The following is a 16,567-nucleotide window of genomic DNA, read 5'->3' as shown; positions in this document are numbered from 1 at the left end:
GCCGATGCCCATCATGGCCGTGCCCGCGTCCTTCATGACGGTGCGGATGTCGGCGAAGTCGAGGTTGATGAGGCCGGGGATGGTGATGAGGTCGGTCACGCCCTGGATGCCCTGGCGCAGGGTGTCGTCGCAGATGCGGAAGGCGTCGATCATGGACGTCTTCTTGTCGACGATCTCGAGCAGGCGGTCGTTGGGGATGACGATGAGGGTATCGACCTTCTGGGAGAGCAGATCGATGCCCTGGTCGGCCTGGTTGCGGCGCAGGCGGCCTTCGAAAGAGAAGGGCTTGGTGACCACGCCCACGGTGAGGGCGCCGATCTCCTCGCGGGCGATCTCGGCCACGATGGGGGCCGCGCCGGTGCCGGTGCCGCCGCCCTCGCCGGCGGTGACGAAGACCATGTCGGCCTCGGCCAGCGCCTCGCGGATCTCCGCACGGCTCTCTTCGGCGGCCTGGCAGCCCACCTGCGGGTTCGCGCCGGCGCCGAGGCCGCGCGTCAGCTCCTCGCCGATGTGGATGGTCTTGTCCGCATCGGACATGAGCAGGGCCTGGCGATCGGTGTTGACCGCGATGAACTCGACGCCCTTCACGCCGGCCTCCACCATGCGGTTCACCGCGTTGGTGCCGCCTCCGCCCACACCGACGACCTTGATGACCGCCAGATGATCTCCGCCCGGGATATTCGCCATGGTTGTTTCCTCCGCACTAGCTGCGTTTCACTGCTGCGTTTCTCAATCGTTCTTCGCGCGCCCGCGCGGGCGCGCCCTATCGCGCCGCCCTGGGAGCGGCGATTATGTGGGGATATTGTACACGAAGGCTACCCGTTTGCAACGCTTCCCGCGCGCCAAAGGCGCGAATAGCCCTCCATTTATATCAATTCTAAACAAATCGCGGGCGCAAGGGGCCTAGACGGCGCGCCAGGTGGGACGGTCGGTGACGCGCACGTTGATGTAGGACACCTTGCCGGGATGCTCCGCCATGATCTCCAGGCAGATGCGCTCCTTGTCGCGGATGTCCTCGGCGGCGCCGAAGGCGATCTCGATGCCGTTGTCCAAGGTGAGCAGCGTCGAGGCGGCATCGGTGGCCGACACGGTCTTCACCTGGTCGGCGAGCTCGGTGGAAAGCCCGTCCAGGATGGCCAAGGCGTTGCTCACGTTGCCGTCGGTGCAGTAGGTGCCCACCTCGGGGGTGAGGCCGAAGGGCACGTCCTTGATGTGCAGGACGGCGTCGGCGTCCTCGAAGATCTGCGGGCTGATGGACTGGCCGAGCTCCGAGTCGCGGTCGGGGATCTCCATGAGCCACATGCCGTCGGAGGCGATGGCCCAGTGCTGGGTGGTCTTGGCGTTGTCGGCGGCCACGTCCACCACCGCGGCGATCTTGCGCTCCGTGACGACGATCTCCAGCGTGTTGGGGAACAGGCGGTTCACGTGCACGCTGTCCACCCAGGCGTCGCGCACCACGCTGTTCTCGATGGCCGCGGTGTCCACGTTGAGCAGGGTGGTTCCCTGGGGCACGGCGGCCAGCACGGCCATCTCCTCGTTGGTGAGGTGGTCGGCGCCGGTTACCTTCACCGACTCGATGGTGAAGGTCGGCGAGAAGTAGAGGCAGGTGTAGGTGCCCCCGAGCAGCACCGCGGCCACGATGAGACCCACGACCACGCGGAAGGCCGCCGAGCGCTTGGGACGCGCCACGGTGCGGGGCGCGGGCGCGCGGCGGGCGGCGCGGTCCAGATCGCCCAGGCGCACGGAGCTGACCTGCCCGCGGGCGCTCGTGCGCGGCGTGGGCGAGCCCGATCCGGCGCGGGCGGGGCGCGAGGCGCGGGCGGACGCGCGGGCGTGCGGGCGCGCGGGACGGTCGGAAGCGGACACCATGCGGCGGGCGGCGCCCGCGTTGTAGCGGGGGTTGTTGGAGCCGCGCCTAGCCATGGGACTCCTCGCGCGGGGCGCGCGGGGCGTCGCCGAAGCCGATGAGGCGCACCTCGGGCTCCAAGCTGATGCCGTAGTTCGCCTGCACGCAGCGGCGGATGTGCTCCATGAGGGCGCGCACGTCGGCGGCCGTGGCGGTGCCCGCATTCACGATGAAGTTGCCGTGCACGTCGGACACCCGGGCGCCCCCGATGCTCGCCCCCTTGAGGCCGGCCTCGTCGATGAGGCGGCCCACCGAGGCGCCCTCGGGGTTCTTGAACACGCTTCCGCAGGTGGGAAGCGCCAAAGGCTGGGTGTGCTGGCGGCGCGCGAGGTTCGCCTCCATCTTGTCGCGCAGTTGGAAGGGATCGGCCGGCTCGGCGGCCAGCTCGCATTCCAGGATGACCTCGTCGGGGGCGAAGGAGCTCTCGCGGTATCCCCACGTAAGCTCCGATCCGCGGCGCCGGACGAGGCCGCGGCCGGGCTGGTAGGTGGCCACGGTGACCACCTGGGAGCCGATCCACTCCTCGCGGGACCCGGCGTTCATGCGCAGGGCTCCGCCCACCGTCCCCGGGGTTCCCACGGCGAACTCGAAGCCGCGCAGGTTGCGGCGGAAGGCGTCTTGGACCACCGACGAGAGCGTGGCCCCGGCGCCCACCATGAAGCGCCCGTCCTCGAAGCGCGATGAGCGGAAGTCGCGCCCGAGGGCCACCACCACCCCGGAGAAGCCCTCGTCGGCCACGAGCACGTTGGAGCCGCGGCCGATGACCACCCAGGGGGTGCCCTCCTCGGCGCACACGTCGATGAGCCGGGTGAGCGCGCCCACGGAGTTCGCGCGCACGAAGAAGCGCGCCGGGCCGCCGATGCGGTAGGTGGTGTGGCGGCTCATGGGCTCGTTGGGGTACACGTCGCCGTCGAAGCGGTCGTCCACGAGCAGCGACTGGAGCGGGGAAGCGTGCCGGGCCATGGCGTCCCCTAGCGTCCCAGCTCGTCGACGAGCTGGGGGGCGATGGCGGTCACGTCTCCGGCGCCCATGGTGATGACGAGGTCTCCCGGCTCGGCCACCTCCAGCATGGCCGGCACCACGTCGATGCGCCGCGGCACGTAGCGGGTGCGCGGGTGCCCGTGCTCCTCCACCGGCGCGAGGAAGGTCTTGCCCGTGATGCCCGGCACCGGCGCCTCGCCAGCGGAGTACACGTCCATGAAAGTGACGGTATCGGCCCCGTCGAAGGCGGCGCCGAACTCGTCGCGCATCACCTCGGTGAACAGGGCGGCGCGGGAGTAGCGGTGGGGCTGGAAGAGCACGTGGACGCGCTTGAAGTCGAGGGCGCGGGCGGCGGCGATGGTGGCGGCGATCTCGGTGGGATGATGCGCGTAGTCGTCCACCACGGTGACACCGGCGGCCTCGCCGGCCAGATCGAAGCGGCGGCGCACCCCCGAGAACTCGGCGAGCTTGTCGGCGGCGTCCACGACATCGAGGCCGAGGGCGTCGATGAGGGTAAGCACGGCGGCCCCGTTGGCCACGTTGTGCAGGCCCGGGTTCTGCTTGATGCGGCTGGCCACCATGCGCCCGTCGGGCAGCTGCAGCGTGAAGCGGGTGCCCACGCCGGCCGTCTCCCAGCTCACGATGCGGGCGTCGCAGTCCTCGGCGAAGCCGTAGGTGGTCACGGGGCGCCCCGTGGAGCGCGCCACTTCCACGAGTTTGCCGTCGTCGCCGCACACGACGACGGGGCCGCCCTCGCGCACGCCGGCGAGGAACTGGCGGAACTGGTCGTAGATCTCCTCGAGGCCCGCGTAGTGGTCCAAATGATCCGCCTCGATGTTGGTGACGATGGCGGCCGCGGGGGCGAGGTAGGTGAAGGACTTGTCGGACTCGTCGGCCTCCACCACGTAGTAGGAGCCCGTGCCCGAGTGGGCGTTGGTGCCGTAGGCGCGCACGATGCCGCCGATGAGGAAGGTCGGGTCGCACCCCATGGCGTCCAGGGTACTCGCGAGCATGGAGGACGTGGTGGTCTTGCCGTGGGTGCCCGCCACGGCGAGCGTGTCCAGACCGCGCCCCAGGTGCGCGAGCATCTGGGCGCGGTGGCAGATCTCGAGGCCGCGGGCGCGGGCCTCGATGAGCTCGGGGTTGTTCTCCAGGATGGCCGTGGACACCACCACGAGCGGATCGCCCTCGGGGATGTTGGCGCCGTCCTGGCCGATGAAGACGGTCACGCCGGCGTCGCGCAGCTGCTTGGTGTAGCGGCTCTCCTTCAGGTCGGAGCCCGTGACCTCCATGCCTTGGTCGTGGGCCACGCGCGCGATGCCGCTCATTCCGACGCCGCCGACGCCGATGAAGTGAAGCCTGTCCGTGCTCATAGAAAACCGCCTTCAAGCTGTAACGTGTTCAAACCTCGCTATTGTACAGCACCCGGGGCCCCTGTGGCGGCCCCTTCCACGACATCTGCCAATAGAGCGGCCGCCTGGACGGTTTTCCGGGCGCGGGCGGCGGCCGTCTGGGCCGCGCGCACGTCCGCGTCGTCGATGAGGGAGAAGAGCGCGCGGGCGAAGGCGTCGCCTCCCACCTCGGCGTCGGGGACCATGAGGGCGCAGCCGGCGTCCACGTAGGCCCGGGCGTTGGTGGTCTGATGGTCCTCGGTGGCGTAGGGGAAGGGCACGAGCAGCGCCGGGATGGCCCGCGCCGATATCTCGGCGAGCGAGGTGGCGCCGGCCCGCGACACGATGGCGTCGGCGGCGGCCATGGTCTCGCCCATGCGGTCCTGGTAGCCCAGAAGCTGCCAGCGGGCCGCCTCGTCGTCGGTGAGCGCGAGCGCCTCGCGCACGGCGTCGAGCTCCTTGGGGCCGGTGATGTGCACGATGCGCAGGTTCGGGCGCGCGAGCAGGTCTTCCTTGAGCGCGACGAGCCCCTCGTTGATATGGCGCGCGCCGAGCGAGCCACCGAAGACGAGGAGCACGAGATCGCCCTCGCCCGCCCCGAGCATCGCGCGGCCCTCGGCGCGGTCGGCCTCGATGACCTGGCGGCGCACCGGGTTGCCCGTCAGGTGCACGGGAGCGCCCGCGGGCAGGTCGCGGGCCGAGTGCTCGTAGGTCAGGCACACCGCGGCGGCCTTCTTGGCCAGATACTTGTTGGCCATGCCCATGACCGAGTTCTGCTCGTGGAGCACCACCGGGATGCCCGCCTTCTCGGCGGCGCGGGCCACGGGAATGGACACATAGCCGCCGAAGCCCACCACCACGTCCGGCTCGATCTCGCGGAACCATGCGCGCGCCTTGGCCGTGGAGGCGGCGATCTTCGCCACCCCCCGGGGCAGCGACAGCGGATGCGCCCTGTCGAAGCCGGAGGCCTCGAAGGCCTGGAACGGAATGCCGGCCGCCGGCACGAGGCGCGCCTCCACCCCGCCGGGGGTGCCGGCGAAGCGCACCTCCCAGCCGCGGTCGGAAAGCTCCTCGGCCAGGGCGAGGGCGGGGTTGATGTGGCCGGCGGTACCGCCGCCGGAGAGCACTGCCAACATGGGCTACCTCCTTGGGGATCGGGCGCGGGCGGCCTCAGGGCCGCGGGCGGCGCGGGAGCGCGCCCGGGACGAACCGCCCGAGCGGGCGCGGGCGGCGCGGTCGGTGCGGGCGGCGCGGTCGGTGCGACCCGCGCCATCGCGGCTGCGGGACGGGGCTCCCGCGCCCCGGCGCGGGGGCGCGGTGCCGTCGCGGCCGGGGCGCTCCTGCTTCACGAGGCGCAAATCGGCGCGGCGCTGCTCGTAGACCGAGGGCGCGGCACTCGCGCGGGACACGGACAGGATGAGACCGAGCAGGATGAACGACGCGAGCATGGACGAGCCGCCCGCCGAGATGAACGGCAGCGGCTTTCCCGTGGTCGGGAACACCCCGATGACGCAGGCGATGTTCAAAAACGCCTGGAACACGAGCATGACGGTGCAGCCCCCCGCGATCATGGTGCCGATCTCGTCGTCGGCGCGCTCGGCGATGGAGAGCCCCGCGAACAGGACCCCGAAGAACAGCAGCACCACGGCCATGGCGCCGAGCAGCCCCAGCTCCTCGCCGATGACGGCGAAGATGAAGTCGCTCTCCGAGGCGAACAGGTACTGGAACTTCTCGTGGGAGTTCCCGAGCCCCACGCCGAGGAGCCCCCCTTCCGCGAGCGCGTAGTAGGAGCGGATGATGTTGTAGCCGGTGCCGTAGCCGCCCTGCCCGTCGTTCCACGGATCGAGGAACACCAGGCGCCCGGCGCGGTAGCCCGTGCCGAACACCGCGAACAGGCCGAGCGCGCCGCACACCGCCAGCACCGCCCCGATGACCCGGTGCGACACCCCGCCCATCCACATGACGGCGACGATGCCCACCATGCAGATGACCGTGGTGCCCAGGTCGGACTGGGTGCGGTACATGATGCCGATGGGCAGGATGAGGAACACGAGCACCCGCACCATGGAGGCGCGGAACTCCACCGCGCCGCTTTGGTAGTCCAGAAGCAGGCGCACCGACACCAGCAGGAAGGCTATCTTGCAGAACTCCGAGGGCTGCAGGCCGAGCGACCCGATGTAGAGCCACCGCTTGGCGCCGTAGTTGTCGGTGCCGAAGGCGGCGGTGGCCAAGATGAGCGCCACGGCCACGCCCCACACGACCCACACGGCCGGCCCCACCCACACCCGGTAGGGAATCGCCTTCCACAGAATCACGGCGGCGATGGCGCCGGCCGCGGCGAAGACGAGTTGGTCGGTGAAGAAGTCGCTGGCGGGCTTGCCCTCGTCGAGGGCCTTCACCATGGAGGCGGAGAAGACCATGACGAGCCCGATGAGCACGAGGGCCAGCACGCACAGGAGCAGGAGAACGCGGGGCCCCTGACGAGAGGGGCCCGAGGTCTCAGCGGTCTGTCGGGAGAATCGGCTCACGGACGCGCCCCGGCCGCGCGCGCGGCGTGCTCGGCCACGAGGGCCTTGAACACGTCGCCGCGCTCCTCGAAGCAGCTGAACTCGTCGAAGGAGGCGCAGGCCGGCGAGAGCACCACCACATCGCCCGGCTCGGCGATGGAGAGCGCCGCGTCGAGGGCGGTCTCCATGCCAGGTGCGGACAGCGTGCGCACGCCCGACCCCTCGAAGGCAGCAAGGAGGCGCTCGCGGGCCTCGCCGAAGCACACCGCGGCCTTCGCGTGCTCCTCGCAGGCGGCCACGAGCGGCGCCAGGTCGGTGCCCTTGTCCCGGCCGCCGAGCAGCACGATGGGCCGCGCGGGCAGGAAGGCCGTGAGCGCCACGAGGGTGGCGTCCACGTTGGTGGCCTTGGAATCGTTGTAGCAGGCGACGCCGGCAACCTCGCCGGCGGGCTCCACGCGGTGCTCGAGGGGCGCGAAGGACAAAAGCCCCTCGGCCACGATGCTCGCGGGGACGTCCAGGGCGAGCGCGGCGGACGCCGCGGCCAGGGCGTTGGCCTGGTTGTGGGCGCCCTTGATCTGCAGGTCGTCCACGTAGATGAGCTCGGACACTTCGCCGTTCAGGGCCACGGTGAGCCGGCCGGCCGCGCCCCGGAAGGCGGCGTTATCCGACCCGCAGGCGTCGCGCATGTCGCCGCCCACGCCGGCGGCGGTCCCCACGGGCACGTAGGCGAAGGGAAACCCGCCCGACGCGCGGGCCTCGCGGATGCGGGCGCGCACCGCGTCGTCGCAAGCCGCGAGCACGGCCACGGCGCCGGGCGCGGAGCCCAGGTTGGCGAGGACCTTCCACTTGGCCGCCGCGTAGGCCTCGTGGCTGCCGTGCCACGCCAGGTGATCGGGGGTGATGTTGAGCACGAGGGCTACGTTGGGGGCGAAGTCGCGCGTGGAGGCCAGCTGGTAGCTGGACACCTCGGCCACGTACACCTCGGTCTTCCCGGCAGCCACGGCCTGGATGCAGGTGTCCCCGATGTTTCCCACGGCCGCGGCGGCGAGCCCCGCCTGGCGCAGCAGGTGGGCGGCGAGGGCCGTGGTGGTGGTCTTGCCGTTGGTGCCGGTCACGGCCACCCACTTCGCGTCGGAGGCGCTCTCGCGCCAGGCGAACTCCACCTCGCTCACCACCTCGGCGGACGCCGCCTCGGCGCTGCGGTAGAAATCGGAGAGCTGGGAGATGCCGGGGCTGGCGATGCACACATCGTAGGAGCCCTCGATGGCCTCGTGGTCGAACAGCACCACCGCGCCGCGGGCCCGGGCGGCCTCGGCCCACGCCTCGGCCTCCCCGCTCGGCGCACCCGCCGCCACGGCGAGCTCCTCCACGCGGCCGCCAAGCAGGTTAAGGCAGTACTCGGCCGCCGCGCGGCCCGACTTGCCGAGGCCGAGCACGAGCACGCGCCCGAGGCTCGCCGGGGCGAGCTTGCGCCCCTCCAGGTACTCCCGCGCCGCCATGCTAGGCCACCGCCAGCGACGAGGCGAACTGCAGCACGAAGCCGCAGGCCGCGAGCATGCCCGACACGATCCAGAAGCGCACGACCACCTTCGTCTCCGACCAGCCCTTCTTCTCGAAGTGGTGGTGCAAAGGCGCCATGAGGAAGATGCGCTTCTTCGTCTTCTTGTAGTAGAACACCTGGATCATGACCGAGAGCGCCTCGGCCACGAACAGGCCGCCGATGATGATGACGATGAACTCCACCTTGCTCACCACGGCCAGGCACCCGAGCGCCATGCCGAGGGCGAGCGAGCCGGTATCCCCCATGAAGATGTCGGCCGGGAAGGAGTTGAACCACAGAAAGCCGATGCAGGCGCCGGCGAGGGCGCCGGCGAACAGGGCCGGCTCCAGGCTGCCCGTGCGAAACGCGATGGCGGCCATCACGAGCATGACCACCATGACCGTGCCGGCCGCCAGGCCGTCCAAACCGTCGGTGAGGTTCACGGCGTTGCACAGGCCCACGAGCAGGATGAGGCAGTAGATGAGGTAGAGCCAGGGGATCTCGATGCCATCGCCCACGGGAACCACCGTGGTGAGCACGCCCAGGTCGATCACGCAGACGAACGGGATCTCCACCGTGGGGGCCACGTCGAGCAGGTTCACCGCGGCGAGCACAAACACGCCGGCGATGAGGAACTGCCCCACGAGCTTCGCCTTGGGCGTCAGCCCCAGCGAGCGCTCGTGGGCCACCTTCGAGGCGTCGTCGATGAGGCCGAGCAGGCCCGTGGCCACCGTGGCCCCCAGCAGAAGCCACAGCTCGGCCGTGGGGGCGCCCACCGAGGCGAGCAGGGTGAACACGATGACGGCCACGAGCATGATGACGCCGCCCATGGTGGGCGTGCCCTGCTTCACAAGATGGCTCTGCGGGCCGTCGGCACGCACCTGCTGGCCGATCTGGGCCGACTTCAAAAAGCGGATCCAGGCGGGCATGAGCACCATGGTGATGACCATGGACATCACCACGGCGAGGAACACCATGAAGGTGGGGTAGGCGGAGAACAGAGAGAACATTAGCGGACCAATCCTTCGACGACACGGGTAAGCCCCATGAAATGGGACGCCTTCACGAGCACGGCGTCGCCGGGCTCGAGCAGGGAATCAAGCTCTTCCAGCACATCGGCCACGGTGGCCGCGCGGCTTATGCGGGAGGCGTCCATGCCCCCCTCGCGGGCCCCCTCGGCGATGAAGCCGGCCAGATCGCCCACGCAGATGAGGCGGTCGAGCCCGAGGGCGGCGGCATGGGAGCCCACCCCCCGGTGGCACGGCTCGGCGAAGTCGCCCAGCTCGCCCATATCCCCGAGCACGGCGATGCGGCGGCCCGCCACCTCGGTGGCAGCGAAGGTGGACAGCGACGCGCGCATGGAGTCGGGGCTCGCGTTGTAGGCGTCGTTCACGATGGTGAAGCCGCCCCGGGCGGCGATGACCTCCTGGCGCCCCGGCTCGGGCACCGAGGCGCCGAGGGCTGCGGCGATCGTCTCCAGGTCGAGCCCGAGGGCGAAGCCCACCGAGGCGGCGGCCACGGCGTTGTCCACGTTGTGGGCGCCGGTGAGCGTCAGGGCGCACAGGCAGCGCTCCACCGGGGTGAAGAGCGCCTCCTCCTCGTGGTCGGCATGGTCGCGGGCGCACAGGGTGAAGCGGGCGCGGCCCTCGGCGTCCAGCTGCACGCCCTCGGCCCACACCACCTCCTCGCACGCCGTCTCGTCGCGCTCGAGCATCGCGCGCAGGGCCTCGTCGGGAGCACCCGCGAAGCCCGACAGCAGCATCGGGCGGCCGCGCAGGTCGCCGGCTTCCATCAGCGTGCCGAGATAGGGGCTCCCGAGGTTCAGGAAGGCGCGGCCCACCCCCGCGGGCAGGGCGGCGTAGAGCTCCGCCTTCGCCCGGGCGATGTTCTCCCGCGAGCCCAGAAGCTCGATGTGGCTCTCCCCCACGTTGGTGACAAGGCCCCAGTCGGGGCGCACGAAATCGCACAACTCGGCGATCTGCCCCACGCCGCGCATGCCCATCTCCACCACCACGACGGCGGTCTCCGGGTCGGCGGCCAGGATGGTGCGCGGCACGCCCAGCTCGTTGTTCTGGTTGCCGCGGGTCGCCACCGCGCTGCCGAAGGCGGCGCACACGTCCCGCACGAGGTTCTTGGTGGTGGTCTTGCCCACCGAGCCGGTGAGCGCGATCACGCGCCCGCGCAGATGGGCGCGCCACTCGCGGGCCAGATCGGTGATGGCGCTGGCGGTGTTGGCCACCTCGATGACGGCCGCGCCCATCTCGCGGGCGAGCAGGCAGGCGGCGCGGCCCGGACTCTGCATGACGAGGGCGCCCGCCGCGCCGGCGCGCAGGGCCGCCTCCACGAAGTCGTGGCCGTCCACCCGCTCGCCGGGCAGCGCCACGTACAGCCACCCGGGCTGCACTTCGCGGGAATCCCACGTGATGCCCGTCATGAGGGCGCTCGGGTCAATGGCTTCTACGAGAAATTGTCCGCCCGTGCATGCTGCGATTTGTTTTGCGTTGAGGCGCACGCGACTTCCTTCCCTTTAGTTGCTCTCCGTCTCGCCAAAGGCGCGCACGAGCTCTTCGGCGGCCACCTTGCGGTCGTCGAAGTCGAGCACGGCATCGCCCACCAGCTGGTAATCCTCATGTCCCTTGCCGGCCAGGAGAATGGCATCGCCCGGACGGGCCTCGGCAATGGCGGCCGCGATGGCGGCGCGGCGGTCGGGCTCCACGACGAAGGCGCCGTCGGCGTCCATGCCCGCCACGATGTCGTCGATGATGGCCTGTGGGTCCTCGTGGCGCGGGTTGTCGCTCGTCACCACGGCGAAGTCGGCGGCCAAAGCCGCGGCACCCATGATGGGCCTCTTGGTGGCGTCGCGATTTCCGCCGCAGCCGAAGACCACGATGGTGCGCCCGCCCGACAGCTCCTGGATGGAGGCGATGGCCTTGGTCAGCGCATCGGGGGTGTGGGCGTAGTCCACGTACACGGTCACCGGCGCGTCGATGCCGGCATCCACCTGTTCCAAGCGCCCGGGAACCGCCGGCATGGTGGCCAGCGCGTCCACGATGACATCGGTCGGGATGCCGAGCGCCAGCGCGCAGCCGAAGGCCGTCATGACGTTCTCCACGTTGAAGCGCCCCACGAGCGGGTAGACGACGTCCACCTTCGCGCCGCGCACCTCGAGCGTCACGCGCGTGCGCGTGGCCTCGTAGGCGATGTCGATCGGATGGATCTGGGCCGTGGGCGTAAAGCCGGTGGTGATCACCTCGTCGCCCGCCTCGGTCACACGCCGCAGAAGCTCGCGGCCCCAGGAGCCGTCGATGTTGATGACGCGGCGCGCCGGGTAGGCGCGGGAGAACAGCAGGGCCTTGGCCTCGAAGTAGTCGTCGAAGGTGTGGTGGTAGTCCAGGTGGTCTTGGGTGAGGTTCGTGAACGCGGTCACCGCGAAGTCGGTGCCCCAGGTGCGCTCCAGGTCGAGCGCGTGCGAGCTCACCTCCATGGCCACCACGGTGCAGCCCGCGTCCCGCATGCGCGCGAACAGCTTCTGCAGGTCGGGCGACTCGGGGGTGGTATGCTCGGAGTGCTCCATGCGCCCGGCGATCTTGTTGCCCACCGTGCCGATGACGCCGCAGCGGTTGCCGGCCACCTCGGCGATGTGCTCCACCAGGTAGGTGGTGGTGGTCTTGCCGTTGGTGCCCGTGATGCCCACGAGCGAGAAGGCCGCGGAGGGATGGTCGTAGAAGTTCACGGCGGCGTGCGCCATGGCCTTGCGGGAGTCGGCCACCACCACCTCGGTCACGTCGGTGGCATCGGCCAGGTACACCTTGCGCTGGGCCACGAGCGACGTGGCGCCGCGGTCGATGGCGTCCTGGGCGAAGGAGTGGCCGTCCACCACGTTGCCCACGATGCAGAAGAACATATCGCCCGGGTGCACGGCGTCGCCGCGGAACGCCAGTCCCGCCACCTCCTCCTCGCCGTTGCCGATGATGGTGCAATCCAGTCCTTGGAAGAGCTCTGCGCAGGTCTTGGTCATGGCGTGTACGTTCCTCTTGCGTTGTGGGGCTTACTTCGCTTCGTCGGTCGTGATGTTGTACTGCTTCACGGCATTGGCCATTATATCGTTAAAGATTTTGGTGGTCTGTCGCATCGCGTAAACCTCGTTGGCTCCTACAAAACAAACTAATTTGCTGGAGGAGTTGTCGATGAAGCCGCAGAAGCCCAGGTTGTACACTTCCTTCTTGTAGCCGCCCTCCTCCGAGGCGATCTCGGCCGTGGAGGTCTTGCCGCACACCTCGTAGCCGGGGATGTCGGCGGCCACGCCCGTGCCGTCGGTGACCACCGAGCGCAGCATCGAGCGCAGATCGCGCAGGGCCTCGGTATCCTCAGTCACCGTCTCCTCGGGCCATTCGGGCACTTCCCCGCTCTGGGGCTTCGAGATGAGGAAGTGCGGGGTCACCATCACGCCGTCGTTGGCGATGCAGGCGTAGAAGCGCGTCATCTGGAGGGGCGTGAGCGAGATGCCCTGGCCGAAGCTGATGTTGTAGCCGGTGATCTTGCCCCACTGGTTGAAGTCGAGCACGTTGCCCTCCCCCTCGCCGGGGTAGTCGATGCCGGTGAGCTCGGTGAGGTGGTAGCGCTCGATGGCGTCGTGCAGGTGGCGGAAGCCCGCGTCGTCCATTGCCAGCGAGATGCCCACGTTCGAGGAGTGGTTCAGGATCTCGCGCAGCGAGTAGGTGGCGCCCTCGCGCTCGTGGGAGTCGGACACGTCGTAGTCGTTGGCCGAGATGGTGCTCGGGCAGAACATCGTGGTCTCCGGCCCCATGGCCTTGCTCTCCAGGATGGCCATGGCCGACACCGATTTGAAGGTGCTCCCGGGCTCGTAGGGCTGGGTGATGGCCTTCACGTGCTCGCTGCCGATCTCGGACTCGGCCATGTTCGTGGGATCCATGTAGGGCAGCGAGCAGGCGGCGTACACCTCGCCGGTGGCCGCGTCCATGACGATGGAGGAGCCCTCGTCGGTCTCCAGCTCCTCGACGCCCTCGGCAAGGGCCCGCTCCACCGTGTCCTGGAGCTTGATGTCGAGCGAGATCATGATGTCGGTGCCGTCGATGGCGGCCACCTCCTCCTTCACCCCGCCCGGGATGGGGAAGCCCTGCTCGCCGCGCTCGCCCACGTAGAGCCCCGGCGTGCCGCACAGGATATCGTTGTACTCCAGCTCCAGGCCGGTGATGCCCTCGCCGTCGGCGTTGCAGAAGCCGATGACCTGGGCCCCCACCGAGCCGTGGGGGTACTCCCGGCGCGTGTCGGCGATGAAGTAGATGCCGTCGAGCTTGAGCTCCTTCACCTTCTCCGCGTCCTCCACGTCGGCCTGGCGCTTCACGTAGACGAAGGTGGTGGACGGCGTGGAGAGCAGCTCCTGGTAGTCGGCGGCCTCGCCCCCGAGGATCTGGGCCAGCTGCGCGGCCTCGCCCGCCGCGTCGGTTACCTCGACGGGGTTGGCGTAGATGGTCGTGGCATCCACCGAGGTGGCGAGCACGATGCCGTTGCGGTCGTAGATGGTGCCGCGGCGGGGAGTGGTCTCGAAGCTCACGGTGCGCGACTCCTCGGCCTGGGCGGAGTACTGGTCGGCGACGATCACCTGCAGAAACACCAGGCGCAGGAAGAAGATGGCGGCCAGGGCGGCGAAGGCGAGCAGCACCCACTGGCCGCGGCCGGCCGGGGCCGGGAGGGCCGCGTCCAAGGCCCCGGCGCCCTCGCGCAAACGGTCGAGGGGAGCCTGGCGCGCCGAGGACGCGCGCGCATCGCGCGGAATGCGGGCCATGGCTTCCTCCTACTGGGCGGCCGCAGCCGCGGCGACGGACTCGGACAGGGAGAGGCGCCCGGCGTCGTCCACCGAGACGACGTCGTCGGGCAGCGTGATCTGGTCGCAGTAGTCGGCCGTGGGCTCGGCCATGCCGAGGGAGGCGGCCTGGGCGCGGATGCGCGAGGGCTTGGAAAGCACGCTTTGGGCCACTTCCAGGTCGCTACCCTGGTCGCGGGCGGTCTCGATGTCCTGCTGGAGGGCCTTGGTCTCGAGCGCGCAGGCGGCCGCGGCCGAGGTGATGGCCACGCGCCCCACGGCTATGACGGCGAGCACGATGCACACCACGGCGCACAGCTTCGCCACCGACAGCGCGGCGGCGGAGAGCCCCTCCTGCACCTGGGCGCGCCGGCCGGCGCCGGGCACCACCGAGATGGAGGGGCCGGCGTCGTAGTCGGGCAGTGCCTCGGCCACCGAGGAGGCCACATAGCGGGCGCCCCGATAGCCCGAGGCGAAGCTCGCGTTGGCGGAGCCCATGTGCATGCGCGAGGAGGACCGCGCGCTGCGGGTCGAGCTGGCTGCGCTCATGGGCTCCTCCTCACTGCCGTATCGGGCCTTTAGGCTCCGCAAGCCCGATGACTGCGTCTTCGGGCTTGCGGTCTCATTCGTTCGTATCGGCGGGCACCGGCGAGGGCGCCCTATCGCTTTCGCGCCACGCGCAGCTTGGCGCTGCGGGAACGCGGGTTCCGCTCGATCTCCTCCGGGCTGGGAAGGATCGGCTTGCGGGTGACCACGTCGAGTATCGGCTCTTTCCCGCACGCGCACACCGGCAGCTCCGGCGGGCAGGTGCAGCGGTTCGCGAAGCTCGCGAACGTGTCCTTCACGATGCGGTCCTCGAGGGAGTGGTAGCTGATCACCACGATCACGCCGCCCGGATTCAGCCAGCGAACCGCCGCGTCGAGTCCGCGACGCAGGACGGTCAGCTCCGAGTTGACCTCTATCCGGAGAGCTTGGAAGGTGCGCTTGGCGGGATGTCCCCCGCTCCGGCGCGCCGAGGCGGGAATAGCCGCCTTGATGATGTCGACCAGCTGCCCACTCTCCCTGAGGGGGGCCTCCGCGCGCGCCGCCACGATGAAGTCGGCGATGCGGCTCGCCCATTTCTCGTCCGAGTAGCTGCGAATGATCCGAGTGAGATCTGCTGCGTTGTAGGTGTTGACGATCTCTTCTGCGGTTAGGGTTTGTTTCCCCGGATCCATCCGCATGTCAAGTGGGCCGTTCTCCTTGAAGGAGAAGCCCCGGTCCAAAGTGTCTATCTGCACCGACGAGACGCCCAGATCGAAGAGAATCGCATCGATTCCGGGAATCTCGCAGGATGTCAGAAGCTCGTCGAGGTCTCCGAAGTTGCCGCGCAGAAGCGCCAGTTCCGGACGCTGCGCCTCGGGAATCGACTCCAGGCGCGCCGCGGCGCTCTCAAGCGCCACGGCGTCCTGGTCGATGCCGATGAGCAGGCCGTCTTTCCCCAGCTGCCCGGCTGCCTCGAAGGAGTGCCCCGCGAAACCGAGCGTCGCGTCCACGAACACCGGATGGTCCGGCAAGTCGAGGGCCTCGATGCACTCGGTCAGAAGAACGGGTATATGCCGATATTCGCTTGTCATGGTCCTTTTGCCTTACGCCCCGCCTCAGGTGAACAGCAGGCTCAAATCGACCTGCGCCATCTGCTCGTCGTAGCGCTCGGCGTCCCAGATCTCAAAGCGCTCGCCGTTGCCGACCAGGACGATCTCCTTGTCGATACCGCACTTGCCGCGCATATCGGACGAGAGCATGATGCGCCCGGCCGAATCCACCTCCACGTCGAGCGCGCGGCTCTTCAACGCGCGGTGCACCCACTCCTGCTCGCGGTTGTTCTCCTTGATCTCGGAGAACTTGCTGCGCATGAGCTTGTCCACCCAGCGGTTGAAGTCCGGCACCTCGAACGCGTAGACGCACGCGTCAGTCGGCTCCAGCGTGACCTTGAGGTCTTTGGAAAGAACCTTGCGGAACTTCGCGGGAAGGGTCACCCGCCCCTTGCCGTCGACCTTCAGACGGAACTCGCCACTGAGATCCACCTCATGCTGAGGCGCATCCTCGACGGCTCCGTTGTCGGCGGCTTGCGGCACGGCTTCCTTTCCCCTGCTGCGTTTTGAGTGGGATTTGATTTCGTGTGTAGTGCGTTTCGAAATCCCGCTCGGTCGTTTTCCACGGGATGCATATTACCCCACAACGCCCCACTTCGCAACATTTCGTCCCACTTTTACCTTACTTTTGCCCCACTTTGTTACCCGCAAGATATAGAGAACGACCCTGCAGGCTTTCAGGAATAATCAATATGTTGTATACATATAAGGAGAATTTTGGAATCCACCACTAGATATGCTCATGCTTTGCACTCATTGTGGATAACTCCGCCGGGATCCGTTT

At 69.2% G+C, this 16,567-nt stretch carries 14 protein-coding genes; all 14 read right to left on the bottom strand.

Annotated features, from left to right (window positions below):
- Positions 1 to 687: cell division protein FtsZ (ftsZ, locus tag Q5064_RS08685; RefSeq protein WP_302963934.1), on the bottom strand; the 687-nt coding region annotated here is incomplete at its 3' end.
- Positions 688 to 903: 216 nt separating this feature from the next.
- Positions 904 to 1,923 carry a cell division protein FtsQ/DivIB gene (locus Q5064_RS08680; protein WP_302963931.1) on the bottom strand — a complete coding sequence of 340 codons (1,020 nt, stop codon included), beginning with the start codon at positions 1,921 to 1,923 and terminating at the stop codon, positions 904 to 906.
- The gene (gene murB, locus Q5064_RS08675; protein ID WP_302963928.1) at positions 1,916 to 2,869 is read right to left on the bottom strand and encodes a UDP-N-acetylmuramate dehydrogenase; all 954 of its coding nucleotides are present in this window, start codon (positions 2,867 to 2,869) and stop codon (positions 1,916 to 1,918) included. The genes Q5064_RS08680 and murB overlap by 8 nt, the downstream gene beginning before the upstream one ends.
- A gap of 8 nt (positions 2,870 to 2,877) precedes the next feature.
- Complete coding sequence (murC, locus tag Q5064_RS08670; protein ID WP_302963926.1) at positions 2,878 to 4,260, bottom strand: UDP-N-acetylmuramate--L-alanine ligase; 1,383 nt, start codon at positions 4,258 to 4,260, stop codon at positions 2,878 to 2,880.
- Between the two features lie 38 nt (positions 4,261 to 4,298).
- Positions 4,299 to 5,414 (bottom strand): undecaprenyldiphospho-muramoylpentapeptide beta-N-acetylglucosaminyltransferase, encoded by a 1,116-nt coding sequence (gene murG / locus Q5064_RS08665; RefSeq protein WP_302963924.1) that lies wholly within the window; start codon positions 5,412 to 5,414, stop codon positions 4,299 to 4,301.
- 3 nt (positions 5,415 to 5,417) lie between these two features.
- Complete coding sequence (locus Q5064_RS08660) at positions 5,418 to 6,806, bottom strand: FtsW/RodA/SpoVE family cell cycle protein (RefSeq protein ID WP_302963923.1); 1,389 nt, start codon at positions 6,804 to 6,806, stop codon at positions 5,418 to 5,420.
- Positions 6,803 to 8,284 (bottom strand): UDP-N-acetylmuramoyl-L-alanine--D-glutamate ligase, encoded by a 1,482-nt coding sequence (gene murD, locus Q5064_RS08655; RefSeq protein ID WP_302963920.1) that lies wholly within the window; start codon positions 8,282 to 8,284, stop codon positions 6,803 to 6,805. The genes Q5064_RS08660 and murD overlap by 4 nt, the downstream gene beginning before the upstream one ends.
- A gap of 1 nt (position 8,285) precedes the next feature.
- Positions 8,286 to 9,335: a phospho-N-acetylmuramoyl-pentapeptide-transferase gene (mraY, locus tag Q5064_RS08650; RefSeq protein ID WP_302963917.1), complete on the bottom strand. Its 1,050-nt coding sequence runs from the start codon at positions 9,333 to 9,335 to the stop codon at positions 8,286 to 8,288.
- Entirely contained in the window at positions 9,335 to 10,837 is a 1,503-nt protein-coding gene (murF, locus tag Q5064_RS08645) for a UDP-N-acetylmuramoyl-tripeptide--D-alanyl-D-alanine ligase (RefSeq protein ID WP_302963914.1), read from the bottom strand. Before murF ends, mraY begins: the two co-directional genes overlap by 1 nt.
- 15 nt (positions 10,838 to 10,852) lie before the next feature.
- Entirely contained in the window at positions 10,853 to 12,343 is a 1,491-nt protein-coding gene (locus Q5064_RS08640) for a UDP-N-acetylmuramoyl-L-alanyl-D-glutamate--2,6-diaminopimelate ligase (RefSeq protein WP_302963913.1), read from the bottom strand.
- Between the two features lie 30 nt (positions 12,344 to 12,373).
- Positions 12,374 to 14,131 (bottom strand): penicillin-binding protein 2, encoded by a 1,758-nt coding sequence (locus Q5064_RS08635; protein WP_302963912.1) that lies wholly within the window; start codon positions 14,129 to 14,131, stop codon positions 12,374 to 12,376.
- A gap of 9 nt (positions 14,132 to 14,140) precedes the next feature.
- Positions 14,141 to 14,698, bottom strand: coding sequence for a cell division protein FtsL (locus Q5064_RS08630; RefSeq protein WP_302963911.1), 558 nt, complete (start codon positions 14,696 to 14,698; stop codon positions 14,141 to 14,143).
- 110 nt (positions 14,699 to 14,808) lie between these two features.
- A complete protein-coding gene (gene rsmH, locus Q5064_RS08625; RefSeq protein WP_302963909.1) occupies positions 14,809 to 15,765 on the bottom strand; it encodes a 16S rRNA (cytosine(1402)-N(4))-methyltransferase RsmH in 957 nt (318 codons plus the stop codon).
- A gap of 24 nt (positions 15,766 to 15,789) precedes the next feature.
- Positions 15,790 to 16,266, bottom strand: a complete 477-nt coding sequence (locus Q5064_RS08620; RefSeq protein ID WP_302963906.1) for a division/cell wall cluster transcriptional repressor MraZ — start codon at positions 16,264 to 16,266, stop codon at positions 15,790 to 15,792.
- Positions 16,267 to 16,567 lie beyond the last annotated feature (301 nt).

This window comes from uncultured Adlercreutzia sp., assembly GCF_958431955.1.
Taxonomy (GTDB): Bacteria; Actinomycetota; Coriobacteriia; order Coriobacteriales; family Eggerthellaceae; genus Adlercreutzia.
Note: the sequence above shows the minus strand (reverse complement) of the source record. Positions and strands in the feature narration are given on the sequence as shown.

What these genes read in the sequence shown, in the direction of transcription:
- murD (WP_302963920.1), bottom strand. Translation starts at nt 8,284, where the DNA reads ATGGCGGCGCGGGAGTACCTGGAGGGGCGCAAGCTCGCCCCGGCGAGC.
- rsmH (WP_302963909.1), bottom strand. Translation starts at nt 15,765, where the DNA reads ATGACAAGCGAATATCGGCATATACCCGTTCTTCTGACCGAGTGCATC.
- Q5064_RS08680 (WP_302963931.1), bottom strand. Translation starts at nt 1,923, where the DNA reads ATGGCTAGGCGCGGCTCCAACAACCCCCGCTACAACGCGGGCGCCGCC.
- Q5064_RS08635 (WP_302963912.1), bottom strand. Translation starts at nt 14,131, where the DNA reads ATGGCCCGCATTCCGCGCGATGCGCGCGCGTCCTCGGCGCGCCAGGCT.
- mraY (WP_302963917.1), bottom strand. Translation starts at nt 9,335, where the DNA reads ATGTTCTCTCTGTTCTCCGCCTACCCCACCTTCATGGTGTTCCTCGCC.
- murB (WP_302963928.1), bottom strand. Translation starts at nt 2,869, where the DNA reads ATGGCCCGGCACGCTTCCCCGCTCCAGTCGCTGCTCGTGGACGACCGC.
- Q5064_RS08640 (WP_302963913.1), bottom strand. Translation starts at nt 12,343, where the DNA reads ATGACCAAGACCTGCGCAGAGCTCTTCCAAGGACTGGATTGCACCATC.
- Q5064_RS08630 (WP_302963911.1), bottom strand. Translation starts at nt 14,698, where the DNA reads ATGAGCGCAGCCAGCTCGACCCGCAGCGCGCGGTCCTCCTCGCGCATG.
- murG (WP_302963924.1), bottom strand. Translation starts at nt 5,414, where the DNA reads ATGTTGGCAGTGCTCTCCGGCGGCGGTACCGCCGGCCACATCAACCCC.
- murC (WP_302963926.1), bottom strand. Translation starts at nt 4,260, where the DNA reads ATGAGCACGGACAGGCTTCACTTCATCGGCGTCGGCGGCGTCGGAATG.